This window comes from Amycolatopsis vancoresmycina, from assembly GCF_000716785.1.
Classification (GTDB): Bacteria; Actinomycetota; Actinomycetes; order Mycobacteriales; family Pseudonocardiaceae; genus Amycolatopsis; species Amycolatopsis vancoresmycina.
This window is the reverse complement of record NZ_JNYY01000005.1, coordinates 345,120-360,117: the sequence shown is the minus strand read 5'-3', so window position 1 is coordinate 360,117 and position 14,998 is coordinate 345,120. Positions and strand designations below refer to the sequence as shown.

At 71.6% G+C, this 14,998-nt stretch carries 16 protein-coding genes; 12 read left to right on the top strand and 4 right to left on the bottom strand.

Features of this window, described 5'->3' with window-relative positions; genetic code table 11:
- Positions 1-13 precede the first annotated feature (13 nt).
- From OO60_RS13705 to OO60_RS13695, 3 genes are all read left to right on the top strand, one after another.
- Entirely contained in the window at positions 14-352 is a 339-nt protein-coding gene (locus tag OO60_RS13705) for a hypothetical protein (protein ID WP_033261441.1), read from the top strand.
- Positions 353-607: 255 nt separating this feature from the next.
- Positions 608-934, top strand: coding sequence for a WXG100 family type VII secretion target (locus OO60_RS13700; protein ID WP_051767682.1), 327 nt, complete (start codon positions 608-610; stop codon positions 932-934).
- 59 nt (positions 935-993) lie between these two features.
- Entirely contained in the window at positions 994-1,287 is a 294-nt protein-coding gene (locus OO60_RS13695; RefSeq protein ID WP_004559383.1) for a WXG100 family type VII secretion target, read from the top strand.
- Positions 1,288-1,371: 84 nt separating this feature from the next.
- Here the strand turns inward: OO60_RS13695 and OO60_RS13690 are convergent, their stop codons facing one another.
- Both OO60_RS13690 and OO60_RS13685 read right to left on the bottom strand, forming a co-directional pair.
- Positions 1,372-2,115, bottom strand: a complete 744-nt coding sequence (locus OO60_RS13690) for a DUF4333 domain-containing protein (RefSeq protein WP_033261440.1) — start codon at positions 2,113-2,115, stop codon at positions 1,372-1,374.
- A gap of 26 nt (positions 2,116-2,141) precedes the next feature.
- Complete coding sequence (locus tag OO60_RS13685) at positions 2,142-3,035, bottom strand: hypothetical protein (protein ID WP_004560143.1); 894 nt, start codon at positions 3,033-3,035, stop codon at positions 2,142-2,144.
- A gap of 258 nt (positions 3,036-3,293) precedes the next feature.
- Here OO60_RS13685 and rplM point away from each other — a divergent pair, with 258 nt between their 5' ends.
- The 3 genes from rplM to glmM all read left to right on the top strand — a co-directional run bounded on the left by rplM (position 3,294) and on the right by glmM (position 5,784).
- Positions 3,294-3,746 carry a 50S ribosomal protein L13 gene (gene rplM, locus OO60_RS13680; RefSeq protein ID WP_004560141.1) on the top strand — a complete coding sequence of 151 codons (453 nt, stop codon included), beginning with the start codon at positions 3,294-3,296 and terminating at the stop codon, positions 3,744-3,746.
- A 14-nt stretch (positions 3,747-3,760) separates the two neighbouring features.
- Positions 3,761-4,261 (top strand): 30S ribosomal protein S9, encoded by a 501-nt coding sequence (gene rpsI, locus OO60_RS13675; protein WP_004560139.1) that lies wholly within the window; start codon positions 3,761-3,763, stop codon positions 4,259-4,261.
- A gap of 188 nt (positions 4,262-4,449) precedes the next feature.
- Positions 4,450-5,784: a phosphoglucosamine mutase gene (gene glmM / locus OO60_RS13670; RefSeq protein ID WP_004560136.1), complete on the top strand. Its 1,335-nt coding sequence runs from the start codon at positions 4,450-4,452 to the stop codon at positions 5,782-5,784.
- 26 nt (positions 5,785-5,810) lie between these two features.
- Here the strand turns inward: glmM and OO60_RS13665 are convergent, their stop codons facing one another.
- A complete protein-coding gene (locus OO60_RS13665) occupies positions 5,811-6,695 on the bottom strand; it encodes a cytochrome P450 family protein (RefSeq protein ID WP_004560134.1) in 885 nt (294 codons plus the stop codon).
- A gap of 30 nt (positions 6,696-6,725) precedes the next feature.
- Here OO60_RS13665 and OO60_RS13660 point away from each other — a divergent pair, with 30 nt between their 5' ends.
- From OO60_RS13660 to OO60_RS13640, 5 genes are all read left to right on the top strand, one after another.
- Positions 6,726-8,252: a fatty acyl-AMP ligase gene (locus tag OO60_RS13660; RefSeq protein WP_004560132.1), complete on the top strand. Its 1,527-nt coding sequence runs from the start codon at positions 6,726-6,728 to the stop codon at positions 8,250-8,252.
- The gene (locus OO60_RS13655) at positions 8,245-8,505 is read left to right on the top strand and encodes an acyl carrier protein (protein ID WP_004560129.1); all 261 of its coding nucleotides are present in this window, start codon (positions 8,245-8,247) and stop codon (positions 8,503-8,505) included. Before OO60_RS13660 ends, OO60_RS13655 begins: the two co-directional genes overlap by 8 nt.
- A gap of 153 nt (positions 8,506-8,658) precedes the next feature.
- Positions 8,659-8,973, top strand: coding sequence for a hypothetical protein (locus OO60_RS13650; protein WP_240490879.1), 315 nt, complete (start codon positions 8,659-8,661; stop codon positions 8,971-8,973).
- Positions 8,973-11,504, top strand: coding sequence for a WXG100 family type VII secretion target (locus tag OO60_RS13645; protein WP_004560125.1), 2,532 nt, complete (start codon positions 8,973-8,975; stop codon positions 11,502-11,504). The genes OO60_RS13650 and OO60_RS13645 overlap by 1 nt, the downstream gene beginning before the upstream one ends.
- A gap of 19 nt (positions 11,505-11,523) precedes the next feature.
- Positions 11,524-11,982: a hypothetical protein gene (locus OO60_RS13640; RefSeq protein WP_004560122.1), complete on the top strand. Its 459-nt coding sequence runs from the start codon at positions 11,524-11,526 to the stop codon at positions 11,980-11,982.
- A gap of 7 nt (positions 11,983-11,989) precedes the next feature.
- Here the strand turns inward: OO60_RS13640 and OO60_RS13635 are convergent, their stop codons facing one another.
- The gene (locus tag OO60_RS13635) at positions 11,990-12,814 is read right to left on the bottom strand and encodes a dienelactone hydrolase family protein (protein ID WP_004560121.1); all 825 of its coding nucleotides are present in this window, start codon (positions 12,812-12,814) and stop codon (positions 11,990-11,992) included.
- 319 nt (positions 12,815-13,133) lie between these two features.
- Here OO60_RS13635 and glmS point away from each other — a divergent pair, with 319 nt between their 5' ends.
- A complete protein-coding gene (gene glmS / locus OO60_RS13630; RefSeq protein ID WP_004559947.1) occupies positions 13,134-14,996 on the top strand; it encodes a glutamine--fructose-6-phosphate transaminase (isomerizing) in 1,863 nt (620 codons plus the stop codon).
- Positions 14,997-14,998 lie beyond the last annotated feature (2 nt).

Genomic DNA, 14,998 nt, shown 5'->3' with positions numbered 1-14,998 from the left:
AGGCGGGCACGCGGTGCCGTCCGGAGAGTTCGAAAGCGCCGCGGCGTCCTTCCGGCGGGCCGGCCAGGACGCGGTGACGCACGCGCGGCGGGTCGCCGGGACCGCGAAGGCGCGGAACCAGCGTCACCACAGCGAAAACGCCGACCTCCTGAAGCAGAGCGGCCGCGGCGCGAAGTCTGGCGACCCGACACCGGGCACGCTGCGCGCGGCCGCCGAACGGTTCCGCCGCGCGCGCGGGCTGGCGGTTCCCGATCCGGTTCCTTCGCGTTCGCAATCTCCCGCGCGAGCCCCTCGATCGGGTGACGACGACGAAGACTTTTCCCAGATGCGAATTCTGCAGCGCGATCAGTGAAACCGCGCCGCGGTCGCTGTGCGCGTGCTAATCCCGCTGGTAGCGAACGCATTTCCGGGTGACGCCCCACCGGTTCGGGGACACCTCCGGATACCCGCGGCGATCGGTTCCCGGCGCGGGCGTTAACGCAAGCAACTACTTCCGGGCAAACCACGACAAGGGGGAACCGGACATGGCAGTGTCTGCGTCGTAGGGCCGTACGAACGAACAAGCTTGGTTGCGGCCAAACTCCACATCACAGAAGGGGGTCCCGACATGAGCGGTGGGCCTGGTTTTCAAGGGACAGTTGCCCAGTTCACCGACGCCGAAGGCAAGGTGACCGAGGTCCGGGCGCAGATGGACCAGAACCTCGCGACCCTGCGCGACCGCATCGAGGCTACCCGCGCCGGCTGGCAGGGTGAGGCGAAGAAGGCGTTCGACCACGTGATGATGCGGTTCGACGACGACGCCCGCGGCATGGCGCAGGCGCTGCAGCGCATCGGTGAGCTGCTCCGCGAGGCCGGTTCGAAGTACGAGCGTTCCGAGCAGCAGCAGCAGGAGATCCTCAGCGCCGTCAACGCGGGCTTCGACCAGCTCGGCTGAGTGCCACCCCGATCTTTCCCGAACACCCCTGAACTTCCTCCGCACAAAAGGAGCTCATCATGCCCGATGCCCCCGGCATTCTCGTCAATTACGCCACCATCCGCGCGGCCGCCGACGACTGCACCCAGACCGGCGGCGAGCTGCAGACCGCCTTCGACCGCCTGAAGGACGACCTCAAGCCGCTGGTCACCACGTGGACCGGTTCCGCGAAGGAGCAGTACGACGCGGCGCAGCGCACCTGGGACCAGAAGTTCGAGGACCTGAAGCAGGTTCTGGCGCAGATCGCCGCCGCCCTGCCGCAGATCGCCGACGGCTACCAGGCCACGGACAACGCCGTCGAAGGCCTGTTCTGAGCCGCTAGCCCCGGAAACCACGGCGGGCCCGCACTCCGGTGCGGGGCCCGCCGTTTTCTGTTGCGGGGCAAGGGATCGCGAACCTCAGTGCGGCGCGCCGACCTCGTACTCCGGCCGGTCGTTGAGCACCCGCACGGTCACCTTCTTCTGCTGCCCGCCGATCGTCACCGTGCAGTCGAACGTCGTCCCGTTCTGCGCCGCTTCGTTCGACGGGCACTGGGCGTTCTTCACGTCCGGCTCGCCGTAGTTCTCGTTCAGGACCTTCACCACACCGTCCTCAAGGGACTGCTGGTCCAGCACATCCCCGCGGAACACCCCCGCCATCCACGCCGCACCGCCGCCGAGCCCGAGGACCAGGAGCGCCGCCACCGCGATCAGCGCCGGCTTCTTCGACCGCGGCTTCTTCTCCGGCGTGAACGCGCCCAGGCCGCCGTACTGCGCTTGCTGGAACCCCTGGAACCCGCCGCCGTACTGCGGCTGGCCGTGGCCGGGCGTAGGCGGCGCCTGCTGCGGCGACGGCTGGGACGGTGGCTGCCACGGCCCGCCGCCCTGCCCCGGTTGCCACGGGCCGCTGCCCTGCCCCGGCTGCCACGGCCCGGAGAACGAGCCCGACGGCCCCGGGGGCCACGGGCCGGTGGCCGACCCGGCCGCCGCTGGCCCCGCCGCCGGCCCGGCCGCCGGGTCCGCGGTCTGCTGCCACTGCCCGGGGTGCGGGCCGGTCGCCTGCTGCTCCGGCTGCCACGCGCCAGGCTGCGGCGCCTGCCCGGCGCTGCCCGGTGGGTTCGACGGCGGCTGCCACCACTGCTGCGGGTCGGGCTGCTGGGTCATCGGAGATCACCTCGGGTCGTGGTCACTCAGCTGCCCTGCGCTTCGCCGAGCCTGCGGTAGAAGTCGTCCATCGCCGCCCGGTCCGGCAGCACCGTGATCTGGCTCGCGTCCGGCAGCTTGGGCATGTCCTGCAGGCTCGCCTTGCCGGTGAACCGGAACTCGTACTTGAGCTCGATCTGGTGCCCGTCGCCGGCGAACTTGGCCTCCATCACGAAGGAGGCGAGGCTGCCGTCCGGGTTCAGCGTGATCGTCGCGGGGACCGCCGCCTTCTTCAGCTCCGGCCCGACCTGGCCGGTGATGCTCGGCGGCAGGATCTCGACCTTGTCCTTGACGAAGATCCCGAACGGCACGTTCACGGTCAGCGCGGTCTTGCCGTCGCCGAGGCTCTTCGCCCCGCGGACCGCCCGCTTGTCGGCCTCGTACGCCTCCACCGTCGAGTCCGCCATCCGGCACGGCGTCAGCACCCCGCCCCAGGCGCACGGCAAGACCAAGCCGCCCTCCGGCTTCGGCATCGACACCCACGCCGTCGGCGAGACGCCCTTCTGCACGTACATCGGGCCGAGGTAGGTGTACTCGACCGCGCCGTCCGCCGGCGTGTACGTGTCGATGATCTCGTCCGGGTTCTTCTGCGACCGGTGCCGCACCGCGCGGCTCTCCGGGCTGCCGGTGCGCGCCGACGTCACGGTGCTGTGGATCCACTTGTCGTCGAACTTGAAGTAGGCGTCCAGCGAGTTGGTCACGTCGCGCGAGCCGGTGATGGCGTCCGACAGCTTGCCGATGACCTGCTCGAACTTGGCCCCGACGTAGTCCGCCGCGTCGTCGCCCTTCGGCAGGGCGGTGCCCGCCTTCGCCGTGCCGCAGGCGCTGACCAGGGCCAGCACGGCGCCCAGGACGAAGATCGCCGTCGGTCGTCTGCTCATGCCGTCCCCTGCTCGCCTGGTCGTGGATGGCCCCATCCTCGCCTGCCGCGGCGGCGCGTGCAGGCGCTTCGGCGGGAAAATTCCGGTAGAGTCCCCGCTGCGCCCGGGCCGCTCGGAGCCTAATATGGGCGCTTCCACCACCCCCGATGCGCGGGTGCGGTGACCGTGGGGGTATCTTCATATGTCGTTGTGCGCTGCGGCGCGTAAGCGCTAGGCCCGCACAGAACCCACACGCAATGTTGACGACGAGGTAGACCCTTGCCCACGTACAGCCCCAAGCCCGGCGACGTCACTCGTGCCTGGCACGTGATCGACGCCGAGGATGTCGTGCTCGGACGGCTGGCGACCGAGGTCGCCACGCTGCTGCGCGGCAAGCACAAGCCGACCTACGCCCCGCACGTGGACACCGGTGACTTCGTCATCATCGTCAACGCCGAGAAGGTCGCGCTCACCGGAAACAAGCGCGAGCAGAAGTTCGCGTACCGGCACAGCGGTTACCCGGGCGGTCTGCGGAAGCGCTCGTTCGGCGAGCTGCTGGACACCAAGCCCGAGCACCTTGTCGAGAAGGTCGTCAAGGGCATGCTGCCGAAGAACAAGCTCGGCCGCGCCCAGGCGAAGAAGCTGAAGGTGTACGCCGGCCCGCAGCACCCGCACGCCGCGCAGCAGCCGCAGGCGCGCGAGATCACCAAGATCGCGCAGGTCGCGCAGTGAGTGAGGAACAGTCTGTGACCAGCACCGAGACCGAGACCCCCGAGGTCGTCGAGGCCACCGAGGCGACCGAGACCGGCGCCGTCGCGACCAGCGAGACCCCCGCCGCGCCGCGTCCGTCGCGTGCCGCCGGTGGCAACGCCCAGACCGTCGGCCGCCGCAAGGAGGCCGTCGTCCGCGTGCGGGTCGTCCCGGGCACCGGTGAGTTCAAGCTCAACGGCCGCACCCTCGAGGAGTACTTCCCGAACAAGGTGCACCAGCAGCTCATCCGCGAGCCGCTGGTCACGGTCGAGAAGCCGGACTCGTTCGACATCTTCGCCAACCTCAAGGGCGGCGGCGTCTCCGGCCAGGCCGGTGCGCTGCGCCTGGCGATCGCCCGCGCGCTCGTCGAGGTCGACGCCGACGACCGCCCGGCCCTCAAGAAGGCCGGCTTCCTGACCCGTGACGCGCGCGCCACGGAGCGGAAGAAGTACGGCCTCAAGAAGGCCCGCAAGGCCCCGCAGTACAGCAAGCGCTGATCGCGCCCTTGGCGCAACCCACCGGAGCGCCCATCCGTCCTCGGATGGGCGCTCCGGCGTTTTTCACGGGATGATGTGTTGTTTCCGCCGGTCGGAGCGACATTCAGGGGTGGGGGAAAGCGACCCGGAAGGGTCGCTAGGTTGTCGTGGTGGTCACGCGGTCGTGACCGCGCAGAGGAGGTCGATCGATGGCACGCCTGTTCGGGACCGACGGGGTCCGTGGCCTGGCCAACGCCGAGCTGACGCCGGAGCTCGCGCTGGCGCTGGCGGCCAGCGCCGCCCGCGTGCTCGCCGCGCACGACCGTTCGCACCGGCCGGTCGCCGTCGTCGGCCGCGACCCGCGGGCCAGCGGCGAGATGCTCGAAGCCGCGGTCGTCGCGGGCCTCACGTCCGCGGGGGCCGACGTCCTGCGCGTCGGCGTGCTGCCGACGCCGGCCGTCGCCTACCTGGTCGGCTCGCTCGAGGCCGACCTCGGCGTGATGATCTCCGCGTCGCACAACCCGATGCCCGACAACGGCATCAAGCTCTTCGCCGCGGGCGGCCACAAGCTCCCCGACGGCATCGAGGACGAGATCGAAGCCGGGCTCGCGGACGGCAAGGTCCGCCCGACCGGCGCCGGTGTGGGCCGCGTCACCGACGTCGAGGACGCCCTCGATCGTTACGCCGGCCACCTGGTCGAAGCGACGCCGCACCCGCTCGCCGGGCTGAAGGTCGTCGTCGACTGCGCGAACGGGGCGTCGTCGGCCGCCGCGCCCGAGATCTACCGCCGGGCGGGCGCCGAGGTCGTCGCGCTGTTCGCCGACCCGGACGGCGTCAACATCAACGAGCACTGCGGCTCGAACCACCCGGAGAAGCTGCGCAAGGCCGTCGTCGAGCACGGCGCGGACCTCGGCATCGCCCACGACGGCGACGCCGACCGCTGCGTGGCCGTCGACTCCGCCGGCGAGCTGGTGGACGGCGACCAGATCATGGCGGTCCTGGCGCTGGCCCTGGCCGAGGCGGGCGAGCTGGCCAAGGACACGCTGGTCGCCACCGTGATGAGCAACCTGGGCCTGCACCTGGCCATGAAGGCCCACGGCATCAACGTCGTGACGACCGCGGTCGGCGACCGGTACGTCCTCGAGGAGCTGCGCGCGAGCGGGTTCGCCCTCGGCGGCGAGCAGTCCGGCCACGTCGTGCTCCCGGCCCACGCCACGACCGGCGACGGCCTGCTGACCGCGCTCCGCCTGATGAGCCGCATGGCCGCGACGGGCAAGTCGCTGGCCGACCTGGCGGCCGTGATGAACCGGCTGCCGCAGGTCCTGGTGAACGTCCCGGTCGCGGACAAGACGGCGGTCGCCCACTCCGCGGAGGTCCGTGACGCGGTCGGCGCGGTCGAGGCCGAACTGGGCGAGGAGGGCCGGGTGCTGCTGCGCCCGTCCGGCACCGAGCAGCTGGTCCGCGTGATGGTCGAGGCCCCGGCGCAGGCAACGGCCCAGGCCGCGGCCGACCGCCTGGCCGGCGTCGTCTCCGCCGTCTCCTGACTCGGTCGTGAGTGGTAAGGCGGGTTCTAACCCGCCTTACCACTCACGACAACTTGCGCCGAGTCCAGGCCGTGGAAGACCGCGTGGGTCTTCCAACGCACGTCCCGCACTTCGCACCCGCCGCCGAGGTGCTTCGCCAGCGCGGTGAGCGCGATCTCGGCTTCGGCCAGCGCGACCCCGGAGCCCGGGCACGCGTGGCGGCCGAGGCCGAAGGGCAGGCCGTCGGCCAGGGAGATCGCCACCGGGCCGTCCGGGCCGAACCGCAGCACGTACCGGGCCGGGCAGACCGCCGCCACCAGCTCGCGCACGGTCCGCGGGCCCGAGGTCGCGAGTTCCAGGCCCGCGCAGGCCAGGAAGTTCAGCGAGTTCTCGTAGACCGCGTGCGCCAGCACCACGGCGTTGATCACCAGCTCGTCCTCGTCGAGCCGGCCCGCCGCGTGGGCCTTCCGCAACGCCGTCAGCCCGCCCGGCCCGGCCGGGGTCCGGCTCAGCTGCACCGCCAGCCGGAACGCCGACGCCTGCCCGGCCCGGTCCGCGCCGCCGAAGACGTCGAGGTTCGCCGTCGTCGCTTCGAGGTGGTCCAGGAAGACGTCGTCGAGGGGCACGCCGAGCACCGCCGACGTCACCGCGCCCGCCACCGGCCGTGCGAAGTCGCGCACCAGGTCGAAGGACATCCCCAGCCCGGCCACCGTTGCCTCGATCGCCGCCTGCAGGGCAGCCGGGAACGGCTCCAGCCCGGCGATGATCTCCCGCAGCACCGCCCGCACGCGGGTGTGGTCGTCGCCGTCCCGCAGCAGGACGCTGGGGGAGCCGCCGCCGGGATCCGACGTCAGCCCGGCCGACCGCAGGGCCCGCGCACACGCGTCCCGGCCGGAGACCACCGCGATGCCGTGCCGTTCGAACTCGTCCATCGCTTCGACACGGTAGGGCAGGATGGGGCCGTGCCGCCCGCAGCCGTCCCGGATGACGTCCTGACCACGCCGTTCACGGACTACCTGCTCCGCAACGCGCGCGAAGACCGGCCCGCGTTCACCTGCCGCACCTTCCCCGGCCCGGCCGACCACACGCTGACCTGGCCGCAGCTGCTCGCCCGCGTCCGCGGGGTCGCCCGCGAGCTGCGGCGGGTCACCCGGCCGGGCGACCGGGTGGCGATCGCCGCCCGGCAGGACCTCGGCTACGTCACCGCCTTCCTCGGGACGCTCTACGCGGGCCGCATCGCGGTGCCGCTGTCCGTCCCGACCGGCCGCACGAACCGCGCCCGGCTCGAGGCGGCCTTCGCGGACGCCACCCCGGCGGTGTGCCTCACCTCCGAAGACTTCGCGGACCGGGTTCCGGTGGCCGCGCGAGCCCTCGAGGACATCGAGCCCGATGACGCCGAGCCGCCCGCCACCGTGGCGATGAGCGATCCGGCGTACCTGCAGTACACGTCCGGCTCGACGCGCCGCCCGGCCGGCGCGGTGATCTCGCACCGCGCGCTGGTCGCCAGCTGCTGGCAGACCACGCAGTGCTATCGCGCCGACGCGTCGACGCCGCTGGTGGGCTGGGTGCCGTTCTTCCACGACATGGGCCTGGTCCTGCTCCTCGCCACCCCCGTCTTCCTCGGCTCGCGGTCGGTCTTCTGCACGCCGATGGAGTTCGTGCGCGACCCGCTGCGCTGGATCCGGCTGCTGGCGGAGCACCCGGGCGCGGTCACGGCCGCGCCGAACTTCGCCTTCGACCTGGCCGCCGAGGCGGCGGGGGAGCTGGCCGACGTCGACCTCTCGCACGTCAACTCGCTGCTCAACGGCAGCGAGCCGGTCCGCGCGGACACCGTCGAGAACTTCGCGCGCGCCTTCGCGCCCTTCGGGCTGCCGCGGGCCGCCCACAAGCCGTGCTACGGGCTCGCCGAGGCGACGGTATTCGTCACCAGCGCCGGCGACGAAGGCGCGACGATCACCACGTTCGACGGCAAGCCGCACGTGTCGGTGGGCAAGCCGTACGGCCAGCGGATCCGCATTGTCGACAAGGAGATCCAGGTGTCGGGCCCGAACCTCGCCGACGGCTACTGGGGCCGCGACGACGTGCTGGCCCCGGATGGCTGGCTGCGCACCGGCGATCTCGGGTTCGTCCACGAAGGACAGCTCTACGTCACCGGCCGCCTCAAGGACCTGATCATCGTCGACGGCCGCAACCACCACCCGCAGGACATCGAAGCCACCGTGGAGGCCGCGCACCCGAGCGTCCGGCGTGCCGCCGCGTTCGGCGTGCGGGACGGCCGCGGCGAAGGCGTCGCGGTCGTGGCCGGCTGCTCCGCTCCCGGCGAGGAAGTCGAGACGGCGGTGCGGCGGGCCGTCTCGGCGGGACACGACCTGCCGCTGCGCGCCCTGTGGCTGGTGCGGCCGGGCGAGGTGCCGCGGACGTCCAGCGGCAAGGTGGCCCGCGCCGCGGCCCGGGAACGCTGGTGGGGCGAGAATGGGCGCCATGACTGACCCGGGGGCCTACGTCGAGGAGATCCGGCGGATCATCGCCTTCGCGCTGGAGATCCCGCCGGAGCGGCTCGCCGACACCACGCCGTTCGACGACCTCGGCATGACGTCCCGGCAGCGAATCCAGCTGCTGGCCCGGGCCGAGGTCACCTACGGCGTCTCGGTCGACATCGACGAGCTCGACCGGCTGGTCGACATCCGCGGCGTCGCCGAGGTGATCGCCGAGGCGGTCGCGGCGCAGCGCCCCCGGGCGTAGCTCCCGGGCGGGTGCACTTCGCGGAAGCCCAGGTCCGCCGCCCGGCCGGACGCTAGACTCTGTGTGCATCTGCGACGGCACCGAACGGGGTCCGGGCGCGTCACAGTCCCGGAACGTGAGCCAGGGACTGTGGGATCGAAGGGGGCAGCGACCATGCCGGACGGGTATGCAGCGAGTTCGGAGGCGATGACGCGGGCGCAGATCCGCCTGGCGGACGTCGCCGACGACCCGGCGGCCGAAGCCAAGAAGGTCGCGCCGACCGAGATCGTCGCCGCGGACTTCGGCCGCGTGCACCAGGAAAGCTTCGGCAAGTACAAGGCCGGGATGGACGAGATCGGCGCGGGACTGACCGGGCTGTCGAACGCCCTGCTGAACCTGGGCAGCGGAATCGGGACCGCCGGCGGCAAGTACACGGCCCAGGAAGCGAACGCCGGGGCGACCGCGAACCAGGCCGGGGGTAACCGCTGATGGCTGACTGGGCCGAAATCAAGAAGGTCCTCGATGACCCGAACGTGTCCATGGACACGAAGACGAAGCTCATGGAGGAGTACGACCGCAACACCTTCAACTTCAACGACGAAGAAGAAGAGTACGCGAAGAAGTACATCGAGAACTATTCCGACGGCGGTGGCGGGTACGACGTCTTCGACTCGGACGACACCGACGAGATCGTCTCGGAGGCGAAGCAGGAGTCGGCGGCCAAGAACCAGGAACACCAGCGCCAGACCGCCGAACGCGACCAGGCGAAGAAGAACCTCGACGGAATCGCCGCGCCGACGCTGGGGGCCGGCGCGAAGAGTTCCGACGAACAGCTCGACCAGGGCAATGTGGCGGTCGACCTGCTCGCGAAGTGGACCGACGAGGTCTGGAACCAGATCAAGGGCGGCGAGGGCGAAAAGAAGAACTCGCAGACCGACCTCAAGGACAAGTTCCACGAGAACCGCGGGATCCAGTACCAGAAGTTCCTGAGCGACGCCGACGACCTCGGCAAGGCGCACAAGGTCGTCGAGGACACCCTCACCAAGAGCGACACCGAGCTGCAGACCCTCTTCGGCGAGTGGAAGGGCAAGGGCGCCAACGCGGCGGAGATCAAGTACGACGAGACGCTCAAGCCGCACGCCAAGGAGCTGTCGCAGCAGATCGACGGGGCGGCGAAGCTGATCCCGGAGACCGTCTCGCAGGTCTACACCGCGGTGAAGAAGAAGGTCGACGAGGTCCTGCAGCTGCACCGCCCGGTGATCGCCGAGGCGGACATCCCGATGGCCAAGGACGTCCTCAAGATCGCCAACGGCGACACCGGGGAGTTCGACGACTTCATGAAGGTCGCCGGCTGGATCGACGCCGTCAACGCGAAGAACGGCAATCCGTCGAACCTCGCCGAGCGCCTGCAGAACGACGACTGCGGCTTCAACGACGAAAACAAGGAATACGGCCGGAACGTCTGCCGCTACTGGCGGGACGGCGCTTTCTCGACCGAGTACAAGAGCCTGATCACCGCGTTCGACGGGTCGTGCAAGGCGGCCAAGCAGACCATCGACCAGCAGTTCGGCGCGCTGGCGCGGTACATGGACGGCTACCGCAACCAGCTGACCGAAGCCAAGAACACCGGGAACACGGGCAATACCGGGAACACCGGCAACACCGGCAACACCGGGAACACGGGCAACACCGGGAATACCGGCAGCACCGGGACCGGCAGCACGGGGAGCACCGGGACGGGCAGCACCGGGACCGGGGGCGGCGGCACGACGACGCCGTCGGCGGCCGAGCCGCCCAAGGCCGAGGAGCCGCCGAAGCCGGACGAAGGCAAGAACCCGATCACCGGGAAGCCGCTGGAGGTCGACCCGGCGACCGGGCAGCCGTACCCGATCGACCCGAAGACCGGCGAGGCCATCAAGGACCTCGACGACACCGACACGGTGTCGGTCAAGAAGGGCGACAACACGATCTCGATGTCCGAGCCCGACAAGGAGGGCAAGCAGGACATCTCCGTGGACGACGGCCACGGCCACAAGAAGGACTACCACCTCGACTGGGGTGACGACGACAAGGCCGAGGCGGGCAAGGACGGCGCGGGCAAGGACGGCGACAAGGCGTCCTTCGGCCCGCAGGGCAGCCAGGCGGTCAAGGAGGGCCAGCCCGGCGCGGACGGCAGCTACAAGCCGGGCCCGGACGGCAAGATCCACATCCAGGACGGCAACCTCAAGATCACCGCCGAGCGGCCGGAGGGCCCGGACGGGCCGACGATCGTGACCGTCGACGACGGCAAGGGCGAGCCGACCACGTACACGCTGGACGAGAAGGACGACCCGAAGGCCGCCGACCTCAAGGGCGACGGCCTCAAGGCGGACGGCAAGCCGGTGCCCGACGGCCCGGCCGGTTCGGACGTCCGGCACGACCCGAACGCCGAGTCCCCGCTGACGAAGGACCCGGCGCCGGCCACCCCCGACCCGGGCTTCACGCGCAGCGAAGGCGTGTCGGGCTTCACCGCACCCGGTGGCTTCGAGGGCGACCTCGGCGGCAGCGCCGGAGCCGAGCCCGCGGTGGCCACGGCCGACGTGGGCGTGGGCGCTGGCGGCGGCGCCGGTTCCGGGGACGCGACCACGACGGCCGGCGCGAGCGACTTCGGCTCCGCCGTCACCGGCGGCGGGTCGCCGGACTTCGCGGGCGCTGTGTCGCTCGACCCGGGCGTCCAGACCGGCAGCGACGCCTCGCTGCCGATGTCCGACGGCGGCGGCGGGCTCGGCGCCACGCCGGTCGACCCCGGCCTGCACCAGGCGGCCGCGAGCTCGTCGAGCGCGAGCGCGATGTCGGGCATGGGCGGCATGGGCATGATGGGCGGCATGGGCGGCGCCCCGGGCGGCGGTGGCGGCGACCAGCAGCGCGGGCCCAGCCAGTACCGCATCGAGGGTGGCGTGTTCGAGACGTCCGGCGCGAAGGGCCGGATCAGCGGCTCGCTGGACGACGAGGGTGACCGTTCGATCCGGTACGACCGGTGACGAGGGCCGAGGAGGGCCGATGAGCAGCGCCGAAGACCGGTATCGCGCGGCGATCTCGACGATGGAAGCCGCCGCCCGCGAGCAGGACGAGCAGCGCGGGCTGCGCGAACGCCGGCTCGCCGAGGCCCAGCAGCAGGCCCGCGAGGGCATGCGGCAGGAGCTGGCCGCGGCGCAGAAGTACGCCGAGCACATGGACGAGCTCAACAAGCGCAAGCAGAGCGCGGGCGGCTGGGCGACGGAGAAGACGCTGGCCGACAAGTCCCGCGAGTCGCTGATGGAGTTCGGCGTCCACGACGAGGAAGCGGACACCGGCTACACGAACTACCCGACGCCGAGCTACGGCACCCCGGCGGTTTCACCCCACCCGGAGCCGGCCCCGGAACCGCCGGCGGCGGCCCCCGAGCCGCCGCGGCGCGGGCGGCACGCGCGTCAGCCCGACGACGAGGACGACTTCTCCAGCACGAGCTGGCTGGTCTGAGGCCGGCTCAGCGGGCGGGCTCTTCCTCACGCTCGATCGGGGCGCGCTTGACGTCCGCCTCGAGCAGGGGCCGGTACTTGTCGGTGCCGGTCAGGTGGGTGAGGAAGAACGCGGTGAACAGGGCGCGCGTGAGCTGCTGAGTCTTGCGGTGCGGCTTGCCGTGCATGATCAGCTGCGACCAGTGCCTGCCCTCGGTGACGCCCAGGTGGGACGCCTTGCCGAGGAAGCGCAGCTGGACGTCGTCGCCGCCCCAGGCCCCGGCGATGGCCTCGGCGTGCGCGACGGACGGCGCGACCAGGTCCTCCTCCGCGGCCAGGTGCAGGCCGGGCACGGTGATGGTCTTCGCGGCCTCGGACGCCGGCGGAAGGGTCTGCGCGGCGGTGATGGTGGCGACGGCCTTGATCCGCGGCTTCTCGCTCTGCGCGTCCTGAGCGGCGGCGAGGACGGCGGAGCCACCGCCGGCCGAGTGCCCGGCGAGGCCCAGCTTGGCGGGGTCGACGCTGATGCCGTCCGGCCCGAGCCGCACGGTGGTGACGACGTCGAGGGTGGTCAGGAGGTCGGCGGCGAGCAGCCGGTGCGACGGCAGCGGCCCCCGCTGCGTGGCCGGCGCGGCGGCGACGATGCCCCAGCTGGCGAGGTGCCGCAGCAGCTGCCGGTACCGATCGGGCGGCTGCAACCACCCGTGCCCGAAGGCGACGGCCGGCAGCCCGAGCCCGGCCCGGGGCGTGTAGACGACGCCCGGCAGCCCGACCAGGGCGAGATCGCCCCGCAGGACCTCGTGCGGACCGGGGTGCGTCAACTCCGCGAGCAGCTGCTTGGGCTTGCTGGCCATGGCCGGAACCCTACTGTGCGCGCCCGCCCCCGGCTCGCCCGCGCCCCGGCGCGCCGCCCGCGGCATCCAGCCGCCCGCGGGGGCGCCCCCCGTTTTCCACGTTACCGGCAGGCACCGACAGTTTCGGCTGCCCAAGCCGTCCGACCGTCCAGGCACGCGGGCCGACCGGCCGGGTACGCGAGCCGACCTTCCAGGTGCGCGAGCCGACCGTCCGAGTGCACCGCATTGGTTTGAACCACCCAGTCGGGTGTTCGCCCTGGTTGGAGGCGGTTCACGGACCCCGTCAACCCGCCGAATGTCCCTCGTTAGGCTGGTGTGCGTGTGTGGAATCGTGGGATATGTCGGGCACCGCCCGGCTCTGGACGTCGTCCTCGGCGGGCTCCGGCGCATGGAGTACCGCGGTTACGACTCGGCCGGTGTCGCGGTCCTCGACGGTGCCGGTGCGCTGACCGTCGAGCGCAAGGCGGGCCGGCTGGCCAACCTGGAAGGCCGGCTCGACGAGGTCGGCCGGGAGCGCTTCGGCGGCACCGCCGGCATGGGGCACACCCGCTGGGCCACTCACGGTGCCCCCATCGACCGGAACTCGCACCCGCACCGCGACGCCTCCCAGCGCGTCGCCGTCGTGCACAACGGCATCATCGAAAACTTCGCCACCCTCCGCGCCGAGCTCGAGGCCGACGGGGTCGAGATGGCCAGCGACACCGACACCGAGACCGCCGCCCACCTGGTGGCCCGCGCGTACACCGAAGGCGACACCAAGGGCGACTTCACCGCCAGCGTCGCCGCCGTCTGCCGCCGGCTCGAAGGTGCGTTCACCCTGGTCGTGACGCACGCCGACCACCCGGACACGATCGTGGCCGCGCGCCGGTCGTCGCCGCTGGTCGTCGGGGTCGGCGAAGGCGAGCACTTCGTCGCCTCCGATGTCGCCGCCTTCATCGAGCACACCCGCGAGGCCGTCGAACTCGGCCAGGACCAGCTCGTCGTCATCACCCGCGAGGGCTACGACGTCCTGGACTTCCACGGCGACGCCGCCCAGGCCAAGCCGTTCACCGTGGACTGGGACCTCTCCGCCGCCGAGAAGGGCGGCCACGAGTACTTCATGCTCAAGGAGATCGAGGAGCAGCCCGAAGCGCTGGCGAACACGCTGCGCGGGCACTTCGAGTCCGGCCGGATCATCCTCGACGAGCAGCGCATCTCCGACCAGGACCTCCGCGACGTCGACAAGGTCTTCGTCGTCGCCTGCGGTTCGGCCTACCACTCCGGCCTGGTCGCGAAGTACGCCATCGAGCACTGGACGCGCCTGCCGGTCGAGGTCGAGCTGGCGTCCGAGTTCCGCTACCGCGACCCGGTCCTCGACCGCGACACGCTGGTCGTCGCCGTGTCCCAGTCCGGCGAGACGGCGGACACGCTCGAAGCCGTCCGGCACGCGCGGGAGCAGAAGGCCCGCGTCCTCGCCGTCTGCAACACCAACGGCGCGCAGATCCCGCGCGAGTCCGACGCCGTCCTCTACACCCACGCCGGGCCCGAGATCGGCGTCGCCTCGACCAAGGCGTTCCTCGCCCAGATCGCGGCCAACTACCTGGTCGGCCTGGCGCTGGCGCAGGCCCGCGGCACGAAGTACCCGGACGAGGTCGCCCGCGAGTTCGCCGAGCTGGAGGCCATGCCCGCGGCCGTCCAGAAGGTACTGTCCACTGTGGACCAGGTGCGGGACCTCGGCCGCCGGATCGCCGACTCCAAGGCCGTCCTCTTCCTCGGCCGCCACGTCGGCTTCCCGGTCGCCCTCGAAGGCGCGTTGAAGCTCAAGGAACTCGCGTACATGCACGCCGAGGGCTTCGCCGCCGGCGAGCTCAAGCACGGCCCGATCGCGCTGATCGAGGACGGCCTGCCGGTCGTCGTCGTGATGCCGTCGCCCAAGGGCCGCGCGGTGCTGCACTCGAAGCTCGTGTCGAACATCAGCGAGATCCAGGCCCGCGGCGCCCGCACGATCGTGATCGCCGAAGAGGGTGACGAGACCGTCCGGCCGTTCGCCGACGAGCTCATCGAGGTCCCCGCGGTGCCGACGCTGCTGCAGCCGCTGGTCTCCACCGTGCCGCTGCAGGTGCTGGCCGCGGAGATCGCCCGCACCCGCGGGTACGACGTCGACAAGCCGCGTAACCTGGCGAAGTCCGTCACAGTCGAGTAATC